At 41.3% G+C, this 21,513-nt stretch carries 14 protein-coding genes; 7 read left to right on the plus strand and 7 right to left on the minus strand.

The annotated features are described in order from the left end of the window. Window position 1: 1 nt before the first annotated feature. The 7 genes from R2Q78_RS18995 to R2Q78_RS19025 are packed head-to-tail and all read right to left on the minus strand — an operon-like array spanning window position 2 to window position 11,912. Complete coding sequence (locus R2Q78_RS18995) at window positions 2–691, minus strand: fasciclin domain-containing protein (protein ID WP_316794133.1); 690 nt, start codon at window positions 689–691, stop codon at window positions 2–4. A 17-nt stretch (window positions 692–708) separates the two neighbouring features. Next, window positions 709–2,178: a RagB/SusD family nutrient uptake outer membrane protein gene (locus tag R2Q78_RS19000; RefSeq protein WP_316794134.1), complete on the minus strand. Its 1,470-nt coding sequence runs from the start codon at window positions 2,176–2,178 to the stop codon at window positions 709–711. Between the two features lie 10 nt (window positions 2,179–2,188). After that, window positions 2,189–5,311: a SusC/RagA family TonB-linked outer membrane protein gene (locus R2Q78_RS19005; protein WP_316794135.1), complete on the minus strand. Its 3,123-nt coding sequence runs from the start codon at window positions 5,309–5,311 to the stop codon at window positions 2,189–2,191. Between the two features lie 41 nt (window positions 5,312–5,352). Beyond that, on the minus strand, window positions 5,353–6,399 hold the full coding sequence (locus tag R2Q78_RS19010) for a DUF5007 domain-containing protein (RefSeq protein WP_316794136.1): 1,047 nt from the start codon (window positions 6,397–6,399) through the stop codon (window positions 5,353–5,355). 12 nt (window positions 6,400–6,411) lie between these two features. Further along, the gene (locus tag R2Q78_RS19015; RefSeq protein WP_316794137.1) at window positions 6,412–7,428 is read right to left on the minus strand and encodes a BT_3044 domain-containing protein; all 1,017 of its coding nucleotides are present in this window, start codon (window positions 7,426–7,428) and stop codon (window positions 6,412–6,414) included. 13 nt (window positions 7,429–7,441) lie between these two features. After that, window positions 7,442–8,947, minus strand: coding sequence for a RagB/SusD family nutrient uptake outer membrane protein (locus R2Q78_RS19020; protein ID WP_316794138.1), 1,506 nt, complete (start codon window positions 8,945–8,947; stop codon window positions 7,442–7,444). Window positions 8,948–8,957: 10 nt separating this feature from the next. Further along, window positions 8,958–11,912 (minus strand): SusC/RagA family TonB-linked outer membrane protein, encoded by a 2,955-nt coding sequence (locus tag R2Q78_RS19025; RefSeq protein WP_316794139.1) that lies wholly within the window; start codon window positions 11,910–11,912, stop codon window positions 8,958–8,960. A gap of 365 nt (window positions 11,913–12,277) precedes the next feature. Between R2Q78_RS19025 and R2Q78_RS19030 the strand changes: the two genes are divergently transcribed. From R2Q78_RS19030 to R2Q78_RS19060, 7 genes are all read left to right on the plus strand, one after another. Beyond that, a complete protein-coding gene (locus R2Q78_RS19030; protein ID WP_316794140.1) occupies window positions 12,278–13,936 on the plus strand; it encodes an alkaline phosphatase family protein in 1,659 nt (552 codons plus the stop codon). Between the two features lie 23 nt (window positions 13,937–13,959). Continuing rightward, window positions 13,960–14,838: a hypothetical protein gene (locus R2Q78_RS19035; protein WP_316794141.1), complete on the plus strand. Its 879-nt coding sequence runs from the start codon at window positions 13,960–13,962 to the stop codon at window positions 14,836–14,838. A gap of 229 nt (window positions 14,839–15,067) precedes the next feature. Next, on the plus strand, window positions 15,068–16,189 hold the full coding sequence (locus tag R2Q78_RS19040; RefSeq protein WP_316794142.1) for a TlpA disulfide reductase family protein: 1,122 nt from the start codon (window positions 15,068–15,070) through the stop codon (window positions 16,187–16,189). Window positions 16,190–16,458: 269 nt separating this feature from the next. Next, on the plus strand, window positions 16,459–18,543 hold the full coding sequence (locus tag R2Q78_RS19045; RefSeq protein ID WP_316794143.1) for a nitrite reductase: 2,085 nt from the start codon (window positions 16,459–16,461) through the stop codon (window positions 18,541–18,543). Next, complete coding sequence (gene cobA, locus R2Q78_RS19050) at window positions 18,543–19,328, plus strand: uroporphyrinogen-III C-methyltransferase (protein WP_316794144.1); 786 nt, start codon at window positions 18,543–18,545, stop codon at window positions 19,326–19,328. The genes R2Q78_RS19045 and cobA overlap by 1 nt, the downstream gene beginning before the upstream one ends. Window positions 19,329–19,334: 6 nt before the next feature. Then, window positions 19,335–20,798 carry a TSUP family transporter gene (locus tag R2Q78_RS19055; protein WP_316794145.1) on the plus strand — a complete coding sequence of 488 codons (1,464 nt, stop codon included), beginning with the start codon at window positions 19,335–19,337 and terminating at the stop codon, window positions 20,796–20,798. Between the two features lie 2 nt (window positions 20,799–20,800). Then, window positions 20,801–21,505 (plus strand): phosphoadenylyl-sulfate reductase, encoded by a 705-nt coding sequence (locus R2Q78_RS19060; RefSeq protein ID WP_316794146.1) that lies wholly within the window; start codon window positions 20,801–20,803, stop codon window positions 21,503–21,505. Window positions 21,506–21,513: the final 8 nt, after the last annotated feature.

Below are 21,513 nucleotides of genomic sequence, written 5' to 3' on the forward strand. Positions count from 1 at the left end.
ACTATTGAAAATATTCCTGAACCGCATTGATAAACAACTGATTACTGAAAGCGAAAACGTGTGTGTCGTTAAGAACGTGAATTGCCCCGTTTGTTGTTTGTATGTCCGAGGTTGCTACACTTGCCGTAATGCCAAGTGGGTTGCCCATATCTCCAATATTTCTGAAGATAAGCATCCGCGGCCCAACATCTTTTGTTCCTTGGTAGTCGCTGAACTGCACACCAAGATTCATGACGTAGCCGTCATAGGATGCCATAAATTGCCCCGGAAAAACATTGGGTTGAGCGATGTCATATCTGGCTATATCCTTTAGCAGGTATTTGTCTTTGATAATGTATTGAGACAGGAATTTTTTCCATATAAACTGGGGGATGTCTTTGATGAATACAGAGTCCTTAGATTGGAAATAACGCACCTGATTCAAGGCGTCCATTGTTTTCTTGATCGCATGATCTGTAGGAATGAAAAATGTCACATTTTCCTTATCCAGGACGTCCTTCATTCCTGCTTTATCTATCACCAGCATTACGGTATCAAAATAAAGCGGGTTCGTTTTCAGAAATTCATAAGAACTTACCTTGAATACTCCGTTTTGCACACTGCCACCGTTGAAATATTCTTTTTTACATGATGAGGCTACAATACAAGTAATGATACTAAGCATGAGCAGCCATTGATTTTTTCTTTTCATAAAATTAAAGGTTAGCATTATCTTACCCAGTATTGATTTAAAGTAATATTCGGATTGTTCACTCTTGCTTTAGGGTCTATTGGCCAGGTCCATGCGCCCGCGGCAAACTGATCAGGAGTAAGGAAATCTACGCACTGAGTGTTGTCTGTAATGCGGCCGGTACGTATCAGATCGTACCATCTGACACCTTCACCAATCAACTCCTTTTGTTCTTCCATAAAGACAGCGTCTACCAGATTTCCTTCTGAAGATGCGTATTCAGTTGCACCTGCCCTTTTTCTAACCATATCCAATAACGGAATGGCTTCAGCATCCCTACCCAGGTTCGCCAGTGCTTCAGCACCAAGCAATAATGCGCCTGAATAACGGAAGATGATCATGTTGTCATCGAATAAGTAATTGTTTACATCCGTTACGTTGGAATATTTCAAGAACATCTGTGTGGTATTGTTGATGTAAGGGAGGTAAAACCATACATCACGTCGCTTATCCGGCTTGTTTTCCGGGTAAAGTTTTTGAACATAAGAAGCCAGATAATAGCCATCACTATTGGCTCCGTAATTTACTACTGGTGAGTGGGTACTCCATTGGCCAAGTGATACGTATTTTGTTTCTGAGCCGTAGTTTTTGTTTACCGAAAACTCGAATATACTTTCGCGGGTTCTTCCTTTGAATATCGTTTTAAAATCCTCAATAGGTAACAGGTCGAAATAACCGGAGTTTTTTACCCTTAAAACTGCTTCAGCGGTCTTTTCCCAGCAGAGTTGTTGTTTTGATTTATCAAAGCCTGCAATCCACATGTAGCAGTTGGCCATCAATATTTCAGCTGACGCACGGGAAGCCCTAACGCCCCAATTGGTAGGATCGTCATACTGCCATGGAAGCGCATCTTTTGTCTCGGTAAGGTCTTTTATGCAAAAATTCAGCACTTCTATGAAATTGGTCCGTGGTCTGCGTGTTGCGTCATACGCCTCCGTATATAGGGGTACATCGCCGTAGATCCGTGATATATAAAAATAGGTGAAAGCACGGATAAACTTGACCTCGGCAACGTACCTGGCTTTTTCAGCATCGCTCAAAAAGGCAACATCATTTAACCTGTCAATTGCAATATTACATGCGGCTATTGACTGGTAAAACGGGTACCAGTCTGCCAGCAAACCTCCAAAATATCTCGCAGGATTTCCCAGCTGAGCAGTGTTGCTCAGGTCGTTTTTAGCTACAGTAGGGAATACCGGGAATCCATTGCAGATAAATTCACCAGCTCTGATGTCGCCATTTAGGTTGTGATAAGGTCCTACAGTTAAGCGATCATAAATCAGTCCATAGCAATCCGCTACAGCTGATTCCACATCTTGTTTTGTTTTCCAGAAGGAATTGGAGCCAAGTCTGTCTACAGCTTCGACATCCAGGAATTTTTTACAGGAACCTGCCAGCATTATGCAGCATGTACCTAACATAATAATTGAGTATTTAAGTAATTTCATAATGCTTCTATTAAAATTCTAAATTAAAACCAATGGTATAGGATTGTGAGTTAGGATATGAGTCCAGACGGTCCCTACCCACTTCGGTCACATTTTCCGGATTTGGTCCTGAGTACTTTGACAGAATGAAAAGATTGGCGCCGGTTACGTAAATCCTTGCGTTGGTGAACCCATATCTGCTTAAAAAGTTTTTTTCAAATGCATAGCTCAGTGTGGCTGCATTCAGTTTGAAATACGTACCGTCTTCCTGGAAAAGGGTTTGTGCGACATTATAAGAATCGGTATTACCTAAATATCTCAGGGGATTTGGATAAGTGGCCAGATCGCCAGGGTTTTTCCAATAGTCAAACTCTGAAATATCCACCATAGTATTTTGTGAAAAAGGAGCGTAGTAATTTCCGAGCCTGCTCGACAATGCATTGTTTAACAGGTCACGTTTGATGGTGAAACTTCCATTCATCGTTAAACCAAACTTTCCATAGGTCAATGTGGAGTAAAAACCTCCTGTCATTCTCGGAACAGGATTACCAGCAATTTCAAGATCGTTTTTGTCGGTAATGTAGTTTCCGTCAACATCTTTAAAGATCACATCTCCGCCTTTATAATCTCCGCCGCTCGCATTTTTATAAGAACGTCCTGTTATAGGGTCTACAGGAACATCTGAATCCCTGCTGTAAACCCCCTGAGAAGTGTACAGGAAGTTGCTCAAGGTGTTTCTTCCTACTTTGGTGATGAATGAGCCATCGCCAGATAAGATTTGAGTAGCGCCGCCCGGTAAAGAAAGTAAAATGTCTTTGTTTACCGCTCCATTCAGACTGAAGTTCCAGTATACTTTTGAAGAAGCAGGCAGCGGGCGAAAGCTTAGTGCAACCTCAACACCCTTGTTCATCATGGAAGCATCATTGGTAGTGACTGTAGCGAAACCAGTAGAAGTAGGCAGTGCCTGGGTAAATAACATGTCTGATATTACTTTCTGGTAGGCATCTACCGTAACAGTAGCTTTACCTTTTAACACACTCAGGTCAAAGCCAAGATTGAATTGTTCTACTTTCTCCGGTTTAAGGTATGGATTAGGCATTAGCCCTAAAACAGGACTTATCCTTGGTACATTGTTGTAATTACCCACCACATTATAAGCTCCCAGTGAAGCATAGACATTGGTTGATGGCCTCAAATTGATCCCATAAGAAAAGCGTGTTGAGGCATAATCCAGCCAGCTAAGTGCTTTAATGAATTCCTCTTTCTCCATGTTCCATTTGAATCCTATGGAAGGACTTTTCGCCCATCTTGATTTTACCCCGGCATAGGAGTTTCCATCTACACGGTAATTGAAGTTAACTACGTATTTTTTCTTGAAGTCATAAGATGCATTGGCGCCGGCACCCACAGAATGAGTATCAGTAAATCCTCCTCTGTTGACCCCGACAAACCCATTGTATATGGAGGGGTATCCCAAGGGTCCGTAGTAGTTGTCATTTGGTCCGTTGGACAGGTTTGCCTCCCTGTCCCTGTTTTGCGTGGACGTCAGTTCGGAGAAAACACCTGTATAGATGGTGTGGGCCTCACCAAAAGTTTTGGAATAAGTTAAGGCCGTTCTATTGTAAAGATTTGAATTTTTTGCTACATAGCCGTAGACTGCTGAACGTTCTGAATTTGCAAGTGAAGGTATAAAGGTATCCTCGTTGTTTTGTATGTAAGTATAACTCAGTGTAGTTCCCAGTCTCAATGAAGTAATGATTTCATAGGATGCATCGATGTATGACGAAAGACTATATGTTTTTGCATCATTTTTCCTGTTCAACGCATTTGTGAACCTGCCAACATTTAAAAAGTAGGAAGGGCCGGGAAGTAAGGAAGAAGACAGGTCGCCACCAGCACCTACATCAGTCAATCCATTTCCGCTTCCTTTTAATTTATTACCAAGAGATGCAGTCACCGATCCCGTTACACTTAATTTTGTGTTTGGTTTGTAATTCATCTGTGAAGAAAAAGAATACCTGTCAAACCCGGTATTTTTAATTACCCCACGTTCGTTGTAATAGTTGAGGTTGGTTTTGTAATTCAGCCCTTGATTACCGCCGCTTACTGAAAGGTTATGACTTTGATTGAATGTCGGTTGGTAGTACAAAGCCTGCCAGTCTGTAGCGTTGTTGTAGAATGCATTTAAGCTGTCGGATAGAAATTGAGCTAAAGAGATTCTGTAGATTTCTTCCAAATCGTTGGAACTCATGATCGTTTTGATCCTGTTGTCGCGTTCTTCTTTACCACCAATAGTCGAGCGAAGCTGCGGAACAGTGTTCATGAAGAAATTACTGGTCAGTCGAATCAGCGGTACTTCCGAGTTTCCTCTTTTTGTCGTGATTACGATAACCCCATTCGCACCTCTGGAGCCATATAGAGAAGCCGCGTCTGCGTCTTTCATCACATCTATGGACTCTACATCTTCTGGTGGAATCAGTGCAAGCGGGCTTGTACCCGGGCCTTTAGATTCAAAGCCGTATTCAAATCCGGAGTTGGCATCGATCGGAATTCCATCTACCACGTATAACGGAGAGGAAGGAGTGAGGTAGGCGTCGTTGCCTGCACCCTGGACGCCAATTTGCGAAAGCCCCCTGATGGCTGTTGAACCCCTGAAACCTGGTGCACCTGTATTGTTCTGGATATTCAATCCAGCTACACGGCCCTGTAAAAGCTGTTCTACGCTGGATACCGGCACGTCCTTAATCTGGTCGGCGGTAATCCGCGTAAGCGATCCGGTTACTGTTTCCTTAGTTTTGCGCTGATAACCCACAATTACCGTTTGCTCTAATGTTTGTACATTGGCAACCATTTTAACCGTCAGGTTAGTTTGTCCTTTTACTTCTACTACTTTACTGGTAAAGCCGATGTAATTGAATTCCAGTTTTGCATTATTAGCAATTCTTAGTGTAAACTGACCATTATTGTCTGTGGCAATTAACTGCTGCTTTTTGCCATTTGGATTAATAAGTGAAATGGATACTCCTGGTAGAGGATCATTGCCCTCCAGTACCCTGCCTTTAACTGTGATTACTTCCTGAGCAGTAGCTATCCCTGAAAACAGAAATAACAATGCTGAAGCAATAAGCAGAAATTTTGTAAATCTTGGCATCATAATATCTTGGTTTGATTTGATTTAAATTTTGTAGACTGACATTATTCGTTCTGGAATCGGGGTGTTCGTTTGAATTTAAAAATGATCACCCAGTCACCTTTTTCGTAAATACCAAAGTTGAGCAGCAGATTGGCATCAATCCTCATCTCGTTGAAGCCCTTCCTGGTATACCCGATATTAATTCTTGCTTTTCCTGATTTCGCATACTTTGTATCCAGATCTGTAAGAGGAATTGGATAGGCAACGTTATAAGTTACTTCAGTATCCGTTTTCGTCAAGTTAAATCCATGGATCAATTCATCCCATTTGGTTATGTTAAATTTAGCAGGATTGATCACCACAGAGTCCTGGTCAAAAAATTTAAAAGTCAGTGAATTCCCATCACCTATTTTTCTAAAATAAACCCTGTTCAAGGAATCGTTCATCAAGGTGTCCTTGGTCACATAAACATTAGTCATTGCTGCGTGATTTATAAATGCAGTGGTGTAAGTTGCGCCGTTTGCTCTTATCCTTGTCTCTGTTTTTCTAGCTCTGGTGTAGGAGTCGTATTCAAAAGGCTCATAAGGAATTTCCTGGATAGGTCTTAGTCTGAAATTAGGAATTACCCTTTCATTTCCGTTGTTCGTGATTTTAATGTCGAACAGGTAACCTTGGTTTGGATAAGGAGTAATAATTTGAGAGCTTGATTTATGGAAGATAAAATCACCTGAACCCGGTCTGATCTCAAAGAACGGCTTGTTCACTACTTTCCTCTTGTCTTCAATCTCTTTAAGCGATTTCTCTAGACCCGTGTAAAGCCCAGTCCACTCCAGAGATTCAGAGGTCTGATTCATTTCAGGAGCAGGTGTTCCATCATTATGACGTACGTTTTGCAGGGAAAATGTCAATGGATAGCTGGATCCATCGGCGTTGAAACTGGTTTTTTGTAAAATAGTACGGCCTAAAATTGGTTCATAAATTGCGACGGTGGCAAAAGTTGCCTTGTCACTTAAATAATCCTTTTCTGCCGGTGCTTTTTTGCAAGACACCGTTATCAGCGCAATTAAACTTATGGAAACCGATAAGTTAATAATGCTTTTAAACTTCATTTGTATCATCATTTAATAGTTTCTAAGTTTAATACGTTCGCTTACTTTTCTGTCTCCTGCTGTTGATCCATATCTGTAATTCAATACGAATTCCTGATTGATAGGGTCATAGTAGCAGGCACCATTATTGGTGATGTCCTGGTTTGCCGAACTTGGAGCGGCTCTGACTGTTACAGTATTATCTGCAGGATTTACTTTTAGCCTGATGAAATACAAGCTGGCTTTTAAGTCCAATCCATCAGTCTCAACAGTTACGGCATCAATTGCTTTAAGTTCTTTGCCCAGTTCAAGCCAGCTTCTTGGTACGGCAGGTGCTGGAAAAACCAGTGTTCCGCTGGAAACATAGTAACGGTCTGAATATGGATTCTGCAATGTGCTGGCATATTGTACAAAGGATCTGAAACCAAAAACATGGCTGGGCTCAAGTATATTGATAATACCTGTTTTGGTTTGCAGGTTACTGGTAGTCACGTAAGAAAATACCCAGTCTTTCGTAAAACGTGAACCATTAAGGTCGCTATATTTAAGGAGGTAACTTCCGGAACCAACACCTCCCTGAGTGGTGGTCGCTACAGCATTTACATGTAGTTTTCTCCTGTTTAGGGTAATCACATCTAGCCCATCAGCCAGTGCGAAATCAGGACTTCTGTATTCTCCGGAGATCATGTACCTCATGAGCAGCATCCTCCATACAAAAGGATCAATATCAGGAACTGTGAGTGCAGGTAATCCAGCCGCTGCCCTGTTGGTATTTAAGTTGGTAATAGCCGTCAGGATACTTTTATCCGTAGGTACAAAGAAGGTGATTTTTGATGTCTTCAATGTATCCGCCAGATTGGCCTTATTGATGATATAAACCAAAGTGTCAAATGTCCCTTTCTTACTAACCAGGTAATCGTACATGTTGAGGTCTGTTTTGCTTTCAGGTACACTGTTTTTGTAAGTGTCGTCTGTTTTCTTGCAGCTCTGCATTAACATACAGGCGGCAACTACAACAGAGAAGATGAGTTTTAATCGATTGAGTAACATATGCTTGGATTAATTAATGCCAGAAATTATTTTGAACCAATTTGGAGTTGTTATTTAAGGTCACCTTAGATATAGGCCATTTGGTTGCTCCTGCGGCGATATCTGCATCGGTAAGTTTGCTGAAACTTTTTACACGCTTCAACCTAACGAGGTCAAACCATCTTGAGCCTTCTCCCAGTAATTCTCTCCTTCTTTCTTTGATGACCGATTCCAGTATAGCAGCATTGTCTGTTGAGGAAAACTCCGGCAGGCCCCTGTTTGTCCTTACCTTGTTGAGATTGGTCAGCGCGTCGGATTTAAAATTCAGAAACACATTAGCCTCAGCACGCAGTAAAAGAATTTCTTCAAGCCTGAAGATGACGATGGCCGACTGATAACTTCTAAATATGGGTGCTTGTGTGATGCTCAGGTTTTTGATCTTCGAGAACATTGGAGTAGTGTTACTGAAATTGGTAAAGTAACTTCCTATAGTTGAACCATCTGCTGCCAGTGAAAAACGGGTATCACCTGTTTCATTAAAAATCTTTATGATACTGTCTTTAGGTACGTAGATGTCAGCTGTCTTCTTCGCTATAAAAGGCTCACTCAGTGTCCAGTCTTCCACATGTCCTTTTATTGAAGCTTCTTGATTTTTTGAGGCAAAATTTATGGAAAAGATAACACTGAAACCCTGTCCAGTGAATACGCCGGTAGCAGAGCTGAGCTCAGCTGCGGTAGCAACTGCGTAACCGCCGTTAGAGGCATTGTCTACAATGAGTCTGCAGTTCTTTTCAGTTGTTGCATAATCGCCTTGCCATGCTGCAATGTGAGCGGCAAGTGCATAGGCTGCAGCTTTAGTGGCAATAATAGACCGTATTTGTGCGTCACTTTGTGCATAATAAAGTCCCTGCTGTTCCGGAAATGTGCCATTGTATCTCCATGGTAAATCTATGGCAGCTTCAGCGGCTTCTGTCGCTGCAAATTCCAGTATATCTGCTTCAGAAGACTGGCTTCTCTCGGTAAAGTCACCTTCTATATTGGCTCTGATCAGTGGTACATTTCCCCATACACGTGCCAGATAAAAATAGGCCAGTGCGCGTAAGAAGCGGACATTGGCGATGTCAAGTTTCAGGTCTTCTGCACGGTAGCGAAAATCTGCCTTACTTACCAGCGGTAGTTTTTCAAGACAAAGATTTGCCTGAACAATTACCGCATAAAATCTCCTCCAGTCTTTCCACTCGCTCATCATTCCATATTCAGCATTAAGATCCTGTTTGGTTACGGAAGCAATATCCTGTCTGCTGGTTACGCTGAAATCTCCGCCTCTCAATTCTCCGTAGACGAAGAATGCGTTTTCGTTAGATAATGCTGCACGCATCAGACCATAAGTTGCGAAAACAGCAGATCTCGCGTCATTCTTAACTTTCCACATCTGGTCTGTGGTCACCAGACTGGTGGAATTTATATCAAGTGACTTCTTGCAACCAAACCCCGAAAGCAATAGGAGGCCGGTCATTACAAATAGTAGTTTTGTTTTCATTAGCTTGGGTTTAAAGTGTAAGGTTTAAGCCTAGTGTGTATGTTTTTGGTATCTGCATGCCATATCCCGCATCGTATCCCATAAAGTTTACCAGCTCTGGATCTGTTCCTGAGTAATTGGTGATTGTAAACAGGTTGTTGGCAGTTGCGTATATTTTTAAGCCCGATATTTTACGTTTTTTTACCCATGGATTAGTGCTTAGGTCGTAACTCAATGTAGCAGTCCTCAGTTTTGCATATGAACCGTTTTCAAGAAACAAGGTCTGGTCGGCCTGGTAGGGGTTAACAGAACTCCAAGGATTGTATACTGGATATTTACTATAATCACCGGTTTTAGTCCAGAAGGTGACTTCCTTTATACCCGCCAATTGATCAACACCTTCACGATTTACAAAGTCAAAGCGGTTCGCCATATTGCTGTTGATGATGTCGCGCCCTAAAGCGTAAGTGATCAGGACGTTCAGCGAAAGGTTTTTGTAAACGAAGCTGTTGTTGAAACCTCCTGCAAAACGAGGAGTAAGCTGTCCTTTGCTGATTTTGTCATTGTCGTCTATTACATAATCACCATTCGTATCTTTCCAGATAGGGTCGCCAGCTGTCAACGGGATTCCGTTATAACTTAATTTATTTCCTGTAGAAGGGTTAACCGGTACTTCAGCATCGCTATTGTAAATGCCTTCGTTTTGTAGCAGCCAATAGTTGTCGATGGGCTGACCAACGGTTATCTTTCTGTTGTTGCTCACGAATGAAGTGAAGTTGTTTGGTAGTGCAAGCAGTTTGTTTCTGTTGGTCTGGAAAACAATGCCGGTAGACCAGCTAAAGTTTTTTACATTCACAGCAAGTGCATTTAAAGTGACTTCCAAACCCTGATTTCTCACATCCATTCCGTTCGACAGCTTATTGCTGAAGCCATATTCAGATGGGATAGGGGTATTTAAAGCAAGTTCCCGGTCTGTTTTGTTGTATAGCTCAATGTTTGCAGAAAGCCTGTTGTTGAAAAGAGAAGTTTCCAGTCCCAGGTTGAATTGTTCTGAATACGGCCAGTGGATACCAAAACCAACGTAGCCCTTGCTGAATGGTAAACTAAGCGTAGGTATACCTGCATATGAAGGGATATTTTGGCTTCCGCTCCATCCGATATCTACAGTGTAATTGGTTCCATATCCGTTATTGTTGTCGATAAATGTGCGGCCGATTCGTCCATAACCAGCATATAGCTTTAAGCTGTTAAACAATGTTGATGACTTCAGGAAATCCTCATTTTTTAAGTTCCAGTAAGCATTTACTGATGGAGAGAAAAACCAGCTTACCCCGTTTTGATACAGATTGGAGGTTCCATCTGTACGAAGCATGACATCAATACCATATTTATTCTGATAGTTATAGTTTGCATTTCCGTAAAATGACACCAGATTCTGGTTTACAAAATCCTTGTAAGTAAACACCATCGTTTTGTCGAAAGTATTTTCAATTACATATCCGTTTCTATCCACGGTACCCCCTGATTTGATGATTTTTATGAAGTCTGATGGACCGCGATATCCTTTCGTATAATCATATTTGTATTTGTCGAGCTGTAAGGTCTGGCCAACTGTTACCGCTATGTTATGATTGTCGGCGAAAGTATTTTTATAGGAAATGGAGTTGTCTGTATATATCCTTCTGTTGAATCCAGCATAATAAGAAACAAAACTGTTTCCTTCATTTATGGAAGCCGGAACAAAATATTCCCTGGTATTGTCGTTGATGCCCATTGCAGATGAAGATTTTAGCTCCAGCTGATCAGATATGATGTATTTTACTACCAGCTGCCCCTGCATATAAGAGCTTCTGTTTACATCCATCATCTTTTCACTGTTTCCATAATAAACACCCAGGAAATCCTTGTTTGGGGACAAGGGCGTAGTTAGGTCCGGAAGGTATTCTTCTTCTGTATACCGGCTCATTAAAGATTTGTTGCGCTGTCTGTTCAATATCGAACCGCTGAGGTTGGAGTAGATCTGGAGATTTTTGACAGGAATTACATTGATTTTCAAAAACACATTGTACCTGTCTAATCCTGTTTTATCGGCTACGCCGGCATCTCTTTGTTGTCCTACGCCAAATGAAAAGTTAGCACGTTGTTTACCTCCCGATATAGAGAGTGAATTTCCGGTGATGAAGCTGTTGTTGTAATATAGATTATCCCAGTTGGCCGGACCATAATAGGCTGGCTGAGAAGAATCCGACAAGTAAGTTGGATAATTTAGCTTCTGTGCATTAGATGCATATTTATTGTAAAACTGCATTCTGAATGCGCTTTCAAATACACCGTTAGTGGGACTAATATTTGCTTGCTGACCAAGGCCTGAATAAGTATTGAACAATACTTTTCCTTTGTCGGAGTATGGACGTTTTGTGGTGATTTCTATAATTCCATTCACTCCCAAAGGACCGTATTTGGCGGTCTGGCTGTAATTTTTCAGTACTCTTACGGATTCTATGTCGTTAAAATCCAGTATAGAAGTAATGTCTGTGTTGGTGCCCATGCGCTCAAAATCATACTGCTTCACGTCGAACGCAAAAGGATGCTCTGTTATGAGTGGGATTCCATCTATAACGTAAGTGGGTTGTGCATAGTAACTACTCTTCCCGTTCAGGAACCATGTAGATGTTCCCCGGATCAAGGTAGACGAGTTGACTCCAGGCTCACCGGTGGTTCTGCGGTAATCTAAACCTGCAACATTGCCCTGTAGCAATTGATTAACATTCGAAAATGGAGTTTGCAGCGCTCTTGATATATTCAGATCCGAGACCTTTACCTTGGCGTTAAACCGTCCAAGAGTATCTATTGCCGATCCTGCGGTATCAATTTGCCTGGCAACTTTAACATCTTGAGCGAAACCACTTACATAGAGCATGGAAAAGCTGACTGACAATGCAGCTGTTAGTAGCCTCCTGGAAAATAATGGGTAACAATTTTGCATAAAGCTGGTTTTAGGTAATTTTTACTAATTATTTATTATTGAGATGTCTTGATCTGGTTAGTGGTGTCTTTGAAAATCCCTGTTGTTTTGGTAATACAATTGTAGAATAAAATTTGCAATAAATAAAATATTTTTTTTAATATTTGTAAACTTTGTTTAGTGGATATGTTTTTATTATGTTTGTGCTATTGATCTGTTTATCTGGCATTTAATTGGTGTATATATAATATATGTACTGATGTTAAGTTTTTGTTATTAAAATGATATGTTTATATATACTAAATTAGTATTAAGGAATATGTCAGACTTATTGTTGTTTAATTTTTATTAAAAAAATATTTACAAAGTTTAAAACCGTAAAAAATATGAGAAAATTGTACAAAGGAATTTTTAGCAAAGGAGGTTACCTTTTTATGCTGGGAATATTACTCACGGTTGCGTCATGTAATAAGCCCAGGTTCGATGTGATCGGAGATCTTGATCAGAATAACCCTTCCGCCAAGCACAGAAAAGTCCTGATCATAGGGATCAGTGGTGTGCGTGGTGATGCAATTATGAAGGCTAATGTGCCTAACATCAATCAGATGTTGAATAATTCTATTTACAGCTTTGATGCGCTGACTGAAGCCCCAACACTGGAAGCTCCGGGATGGTCGTCTATGCTTACAGGCGCCTGGAGTGCTAAACATGGGGTTGTAACGAATTCTTACACAGGAAATAAGTTTGATAAATATCCTATGTTCTTTAAGCGTATTAAGGAGTTTAATCCTGATCTGAAAACCATTGCAATATCGTCTACCACTTCGATAAATACCAACCTGGTAAGCAATGCAGACGTGTTAAATAGCTTTGAAAAAGACGATATTTCCGTGAAAAACAGTGCGGTTACCGCACTTACAGATACCACATCTGATGTAGTTTTTGTGAATTTTAATTCCGTGAATACAGCTGGTACACAATATGGCTTTGATCCTTCAATCCCGGAATATATGCAGGCCATTGCAGCTGCGGATGGTTATGTAGGTGAATTGACTGCTGCAATTGATGCCCGCGCTTCTATAAAAAATGAAGACTGGTTGGTGATTATTTCCACTGATCACGGCGGCACGTTAACAGGTACAGGTGGAAATGAGTATGAGTCAAGGAATATTTTTACCGTATTTTATAATAAAAAGTTCAATAAGAACAACATTGCAAAATCGCAAACCAATACCACGTTTGTAAAGTTTTTGAATGCTTCCGGCCAATATGCTTATAGCGATTCAAGCTTTTATTCCTATGATAAGTGGCGTAGGTTTACTGTTGAGTGTCGCATTAAAGTGGATGGTACTCTGTCTAGTGATCCGGCAATATTGGGCAATAAGGATTGGAATTCCGGAACCAGACCGGGTTGGGTGGTATTTGTTAACGGCCAAAGCTGGGGTTTTAATGCGGGTGATGGCACCCGAAGGATTGACCCGAAATTAACAACTCCCGTTTTAAGTGATGGCAAGTGGCATCATATTGCAGTTACGGTTAACAGGAATTCGACAGTGAAATTGTATCAGGATGGCGTTTTTTTACTAAATAGCGCGACAATCACTACACTTACCACTTTAGACAATACATTAAAAGGAAAGTTTGCAGTAGCTAATGAGGGATCTTTAAACTATAGCAAGACCTTGAAAGTAAACATGGCGGATATCAGGATTTGGAATGAGGCATTGGATGATGCAACAATTAAAACCTTCGCTAAATGTGATACTACCATTACTCCCGATCATCCCTTTTATGATAATTTAATGGGTTGGTGGAAAGGTAATGATGGCAAAGGAACCATCATGAAAGACTACAGCTTAAGAAACATCAATCTTAAAATGGCGGGTACGCCAAAATGGGAAGAGACAGGTAAGAACCTTTGCGGTGATGTAATACAGGCCGATGTGCCAAAAGCAGTAGATATAGCTACTCAAGTTTACTCCTGGTTAAAGATTCCTATAAAACCAGAGTGGAACTTGGATGGAAAGCCATGGGTGAATAACTAGCACATTAACGTGAATCAAATAATATGAAAAAAACACTTTTAACGCTTGGAATGGCTGTCAGTTTTATGGCATGTCAAAAAAACAATCAATTTCAGATTGAGGAACAATCAGCAGGATTATCTCGATCTGGTAAGAAAACTAGTAATACAACTTCACAGACATGTAGTTCGGTAGGTATTAGTATTACTAATAGTGCGATTACCGTCGGCAATACAAGCTATTATTATCCAACAAACTATTTGGATCTTTCGTCTTTGACTGCTGATGCTAATGGGAATTACATTTTACTGTACAACTGTAAGGAAAATAATCCTTCTCCTTTGCAAATCGCAAAGCAGTTGAAAGTTGATTCTTTGATGAATAAAGTGGCAAGTTCCTTTAGTAAACTTAATGTCGCTACATCTAAGCTCCCTTCAGCTATTTATTCCCTGCCGCAGTTTGAATTAGCAATGGATACTACTAAATATACTGGAGATGGGGCGGATTATGTAAGTTCTATTTTCAATAAAATTATTTGTAGTAACCCAAATATTCCGAAGTTGCCTGGTGGATCTGCTGTACTTACTTCATTGGTGCTTTCCAAACACAAAAATTTTGAAGAAATTACATTAGAACAGGCAGAACTCTATGCAGCACGGGCTGAAGGATTTATTATTGCAATTCATACTAACCCAATGGATGGGCAATCTGATATTTTTAACTTCACCGGCGATTCACGTATGACGGTCATAGACCATAGACATCCGTCTGGAGAAGGTTTTAAACCGGATCTTGTAGATCGGGTTTGGATACGAGGGGAAGGGGATGGTTCAGTAGGTTCGGCGCCAATAAGATATTCTAATTTTTTTGATATCCCTTCGGTTGTCCGATTTTACGCTTTTTCTGGTTATGTAGAGCCTTGATCATAATCCTGGAATAGCTGTTGGCTTTAATGGCAACTGTTATTCAAAACTACAAATTGATTGTCGTTCTCTTTAAAAAGCTCCACTGACTAGTTTAGTGGAGCTTTTTGATTAAAAGGATAGTTATTGTAATTTTTTTACATTAGATTTATTCACCAAATAACTTATTCTTATGCGCTCAAAGATGATAATTTCGCCAGTTGTATTTTTGCTTTTCGTATTGCTAAACATGACGAATATTAAAACGGTCCAAGCGCAGAGTGACACTACCAATAACTACTTCATTACCGGTAAAATCCATAATCGTCAGGATGGATGGATTTATTTAAGTCATGGCGAGGGCAAAATAAAAGAATCAAAAATTGACTCCACCAAAATAGTGAATCATGTGTTCAGCTTCTCAGGCAGAATTTCAGGGATGGAACCTTTTCTATTGGGAATGCAGGCTAAGGATAGCAAGGGCAATGTGCCCGGTTGGTTTGTATATAAAGGGCCGTTCTTCTTGTCACCCGGAAACCTCTACATAGAAGGCAGCTTTCTTGATCGATCGGAACTTTCCGCTTCGGGAAGTACCGCACAGGATGAGTATAATGTGCTGAATAAGAAGCTGGAAAAGTTAAAGAAAAGATGGTTCTCAATCTCCGATGCTATATATAGTCTAAAGAAGTCTGAAACTAACCGAATTGATAGTCTTACAGCCAGTCGAAAATTGATCAGCCATCAGATTCAGAAGATGACCATAGCGCATATCAATGAATATCCAAACTCTTTGGTTTCCGCCTATATCGCAAAATCTTCATTGGCTGGTGCCGATCTGGATATCCTTAAGCCTGTGTATGACAAGCTGAGCCCTGCTGTAAAAGAATCAGTATATGGCAAAAAGATGCTGGAAATGGTACAATCTTCCGAAAGAACTGCTTTGAATAGTATCGCTCCCTCATTTGCCATTCCGGATCAAACGGGGAAACCGGTGTCTTTAAAATCCGCTCAGGGAACTTATACCTTAATCGATTTTTGGGCAAGCTGGTGCGGTCCCTGCCGGGAGGAGAACCCCTATTTAATAAAAGTCTACAACAGCTATCAGGCTAAAGGTTTTAAGATCATTGGGATTTCCATGGATACCAGTAAAGACGCCTGGTTGAAAGCAGTGAAAGACGATAAGCTAACCTGGCTGCAATTGTCAGATTTGAAGGGTGTGAAAAGTGAAACCGGGAAAGAATATGGAATAACGGCTGTGCCAATGAACTTCCTGATCGATAAGGATGGTAAAATCATCGCCAGAAATTTAAAGCGAAAGGAATTGACAGATAAGTTAAACGAAGTCTTTAATTCTGCCAAATCCTCAGAATAAAATACAAAGGATACAAAATTCTTACGTCCTTTGTATTTGTAATGTAAAATATATTACTGTGTAACAGCTATTTACAGATATTCTGAAATAATATATACTACTATTCCCCTATACTTTATATATTTGCTTCATGAACAAAACAATCAATAGCCTTAATTACATGATCATGCACTGCATGTACGGGTAATATCGTGGGCTGTTGAGATTAGATATACGAACTTCTCCAGTCTCCCAGACAGAGAAGTTTTTTTTTAAACAAACAATTTGACATGCAAAGTTTTAGGACAGAGTTAGAGAATCCTGTAGTCGAGAAAGACATTATTGATCTTGAAAGAAAGATCAGGGCGTTTCGCGAAGGAAAAATCCATGATGAGAAATTCAGAAGTCTGCGTTTAGCGCGTGGTATTTATGGTCAGCGACAGCCGGGTGTGCAGATGATTCGAATTAAGTTGCCTTTTGGAAAGGTTACTTTCAAACAAATCCTCCGTATCTCTGATGTTTCAGACAAATATGCTAGTCGTAACTTGCACCTAACCACGCGTCAGGATATTCAGATTCACTACGTGAGCCTGGACAGAACTCCTGAACTATGGGAAGAATTGGAGCAGGATGACGTAACGATTCGTGAAGCCTGCGGAAACACGGTAAGGAACGTTACCTCATCTCCGGATGCAGGGATCAACCCAATTGAACCATTTGATGTGTCTCCTTATGCACATGCTTTCTTTCTTTACTTCCTGCGCAACCCGATTTGCCAGGAGATGGGTAGAAAAATTAAATTCTCTTTTTCTTCTGATGAGCGTGATACTGCTTTTAGCTATATCCACGACCTTGGCTTTATTCCTAAGATCAATGAGCAGGGAGAACGTGGATTTAAAGTGTTGTTAGGCGGTGGACTGGGTGCACAGCCGTTTTTAGCAAACCTGGTGCATGAGTTTTTGCATGAAGATCAGATCATTCCTTATGCAGAAGCGATGCTTAGGGTGTTCGACCGCTATGGCGAGCGTACCAACCGCAATAAAGCCCGTTTGAAGTACCTGGTACAAAAACTGGGATTAGAGGAAGTATTGAGACTAATCGAAGAAGAGCGGATCGCAAATAAAGTACAGTCATTCAAAATAGACCGCGATGCGGTACCTCAGCCTGAAGCACCGGCGCTGATAGATTATCCTGTACTGGATGTAGTAGAGACACTGGACTATAAACACTGGAGAGCTACGAACATAGTTCCTCAAAAACAGGAAGGTTTCTTTTCTGTATATATTAAAGTAACCAAGGGTGATATTCCTACGGATCAGGCACGTAAGCTTGTTGCGGCCATCAGTCCTTATGTAGCCGATGAAATACGCGTCACTCAAAATCAGGGCCTGATGCTGAAATTCGCGAGGGAAGAAGCTTTACCTGGATTATATGTAGCGCTAAAAGAGCTGGGTTTTGCAAAACCAGGGTTTGATAGTGTGGCGGATGTAACCACCTGTCCGGGAACGGATACCTGTAACCTGGGGATCTCCAATTCTATGTCACTCTCTGTTGCGCTGGAGGAATTGGTGTATGAAGAATATCCTGAACTGGTTTACGAAAAAGACATTAAAATAAAGATCAGCGGATGCATGAATTCATGCGGACAGCATGGACTTGCACACATCGGTTTCCACGGCAGTTCGCTGAAAGCCAATGGTAAAGTAGTACCTGCCGTACAGGTAATGCTTGGAGGCGGAACAATCGGCGACGGTGAAGGAAGGGTAGCTGAAAGAGTGATCAAAGCACCATCTAAACGTGCTACTGATGTACTCAGAACAGTTTTAAATGACTATGCCGGCAATTCGCAAAGTGAGGAGAGCTTCCACGCATACTATGACAGACAGGGTAAGGATTATTTTTACCAGCTGCTGAAACCACTGGCTGATCTTACGACCCTGAAAGATGAAGAGTATGTGGATTGGGGCCATGAAGAAACTTTTGTTACTGCTATTGGTGTGGGTGAGTGTGCCGGTGTAGTGATCGATCTGGTTTCAACTTTGCTGCTTGAAGCTATTGAAAAGCTAGAATGGGCCAATGCTTCTTATGAAGGTAAAGCCTGGTCAGATGCCATCTATCATACCTATGCAGTATATGTGAGCGCAGCCAAAGCACTGTTGCTGGATAAAGGAGTAAACAGCAGTACACAGATCGGAGTGATCAGAGAATTCGATACCCATTATGTACAGACAGGAGAGATCGTATTGAACCAGTCTTTCAATGATGAGGTGCTGCAAATCAATAAAAATGAACCAACGGAGAAATTTGCAACTGCTTATCTGGCATCTGTAAATGACTTTATCAGTCAAATTAAAGCTAAAAGAGGAGACTTGTAATGATTACTCAAAAAAATATAAAAGAACCAAGAATTACCTTGGTTGGTGCTGGGCCAGGTGATCCTGAACTCATTACACTGAAAGCTGTAAATGCACTTAAAGATGCAGATGTGGTATTGTACGATGCACTGGTAAACGAAAGCGTATTAGACTACGCCGGGCCAAATGCCATCAAAGTATATGTTGGGAAAAGATCGGGAGAGCATTCTTATGGTCAAGATACGATCAATAAACTGATGGTTGACTATGCCCTCAACTACGGCCATGTTGTGCGCCTAAAAGGAGGTGATCCCTTTGTCTTCGGAAGAGGGTATGAGGAGCTGGACTATGCGGCAGGATACAGTATTCCTGTAACAGTTGTGCCTGGTTTATCAAGTTCGATCTCAGTTCCTGGCCTGCAGCAGATCCCCGTTACACACAGGGGTTTAAGTGAAAGTTTTTGGGTGGTAACAGGTACTACTGCTTCAGGTATGATCTCCAATGACCTTTATGAGGCCGCAAGATCAAAAGCAACTGTAGTTGTATTGATGGGACTGGGAAAACTAAAGGAAATTGTAAAACTTTTCCAGAATGAAGGCAAAAACAGGTTGCCGGTAGCAGCCATTCAAAGTGGCTCAACAGAAAATGAGAAACTTGCCATCGGAGTCGTAGATACGATAGTAGAACTGGTAGAAGAAAAAGGGATTAAAGCTCCGGCACTATTGGTCTTCGGAGAAGTAGTTTCCCTGCATCCTTCATTCCAGCCGATCAGGGATTTTTACGAGGCATTAAAGGAGGAACTCTAGTAGTATATGGAAGGCAACCAGTTATTTCCTGTTTTCATTAAGTTGAATACCATACGTACTGTGCTGATTGGCGCAGGTAACGTAGGGTTGGAGAAATTGGCAGCTATACTGAGTAATAGCCCTGACGCGAGGGTTGATGTCATCGGTTTGGATGTTTTGCCGGAGCTAAAAGAGCTTGCCGGGAGTTACGAAAAGGTTAATGTCGAGGAAAGGGCATTCAAAGCAGAAGATCTGGATGGTGCTGATCTCGTAATTGCGGCGACAAACAATGCACAGCTCAATGAAGAGATCAGGGTACAGGCAAACCTGCGGAATTTACTGGTGAATTTTGCTGACAAGCCTGATCTGTGCAATTTTTACCTGGGTTCTGTAGTAAAGAAAGGGGATCTGAAAATTGCCATATCTACGAATGGGAAATCTCCAACTATAGCCAAAAGGCTGAAGGAAGTTTTGAATGATGGTCTGCCAAATGAGCTGAATGATACCCTGCAGAATATGGAATCGCTCAGAAATACCCTGAACGGGGATTTTAAAGCCAAGGTGATCAAACTGAATGAAGTAACATCATTGTTGGTTGAGGGTAAGGAGAAGGACAAAAGGGTAAGCCTGAAATGGCTGATCTGGGTGTCGATTGTATTTTCATTTGCCATTGTCGTTACTGCTTTCTGGCATAAAGAACCTGAATTTCAGGCTTATGTAGTGAACCTGAACCCAATCTTTTATTGGTTTTTATTGGGAGGATTTGTTTTTGCCATGATAGATGGTGCTATTGGGATGTCATATGGCGTTACCTCTACCTCATTTTCATTGGCAATGGGTGTCCCACCGGCCTCAGCAAGCATGGGTGTTCATTTGTCTGAGATACTGAGTAATGGAATCGCAGGATGGATGCACTACCGCTTTGGTAATGTCAACTGGAAGCTTTTTCGCCTATTGTTATTGCCGGGAATTTTAGGTGCAGTTACAGGTGCTTATTTATTGTCCTCGCTGGAGCATTACAGTCACTATACCAAACCATTTGTTTCTTTATATACATTGATATTGGGCTGTGTAATTCTTTCAAAAGCTTTTAAGGTCAACGTCAAAAGAAAGGGAGATGGTAAGATCAAAAAAATCTCTTTACTAGGCTTATTTGGTGGTTTTATAGATGCAGTAGGTGGAGGCGGATGGGGTTCTATCGTGCTATCAAGCTTGATCGCCGGGGGCAGAAATGCCAGGTTTTCACTGGGGACGGTAAAGATCACCCGCTTTTTCATTGCGCTGATGAGTTCTCTGACATTCATCACCATGTTGAATGGTGCGCACTGGGAGGCTGTAGCCGGTTTGGTGATCGGAAGCGCATTGGCATCGCCGATTGCAGCAAAGGTATCCAATAAGATTTCTGTGAAGACAATTATGGTTTCAGTAGGCGTACTGGTGATCCTCGTAAGCCTTCGCAGCATCGTTAATTTTATTATCAATTTAATATAATCATGAAGGAGCATTTAGCAGAGATAGCGGCACGAATTAAGGATATGGATCCGGTAGAAGCATTAAAATATTTTGCAGAAGCTTACCCGGGTCAAATCGTTTTTTCTACCAGCTTCGGCTGGGAAGACCAGGTGGTTACCCACATGATCTTCTCCAATGATATCGCTATTGATGTGTTTACTTTGGAAACAGGAAGGTTGTTCCCTGAAACTTATTATGTGTGGAACCGCACCTTAGAAATATACAATAAACCAATTAAAGCTTATTACCCGCAGGCAGAAGCTTTGCAGGAAATGGTAAACAGGAAGGGTCCGAACAGCTTTTACGAATCTGTAGACAACAGGAAAGAATGCTGCGGCATCCGTAAACTGGAGCCTTTAAAAAGAGCATTAAATGGCAATAAGTTATGGGTTACCGGAATCAGGTCTGAGCAATCATTGAACAGGCATGATATGGTCAACCTGGAATGGGATGAAGGCAACCAGATGATCAAGTTTCATCCGATCTTTTTCTGGTCGCTGGACGAAGTAAAAGAGTACATCAGAAAACACAATATTGTTTACAATACGTTACATGACAAAGGTTTCCCAAGCATAGGATGTGCGCCCTGTACCCGCGCGGTAAGGGAAGGAGAAGATTTCAGGGCAGGACGATGGTGGTGGGAAGATCAGTCAAAAAAGGAATGTGGTTTGCACGCGACAAAATAATTTGCAAG

This window comes from Pedobacter frigoris (genome assembly GCF_032678645.1).
In the GTDB taxonomy this organism is placed as follows: domain Bacteria; phylum Bacteroidota; class Bacteroidia; order Sphingobacteriales; family Sphingobacteriaceae; genus Pedobacter; species Pedobacter frigoris_A.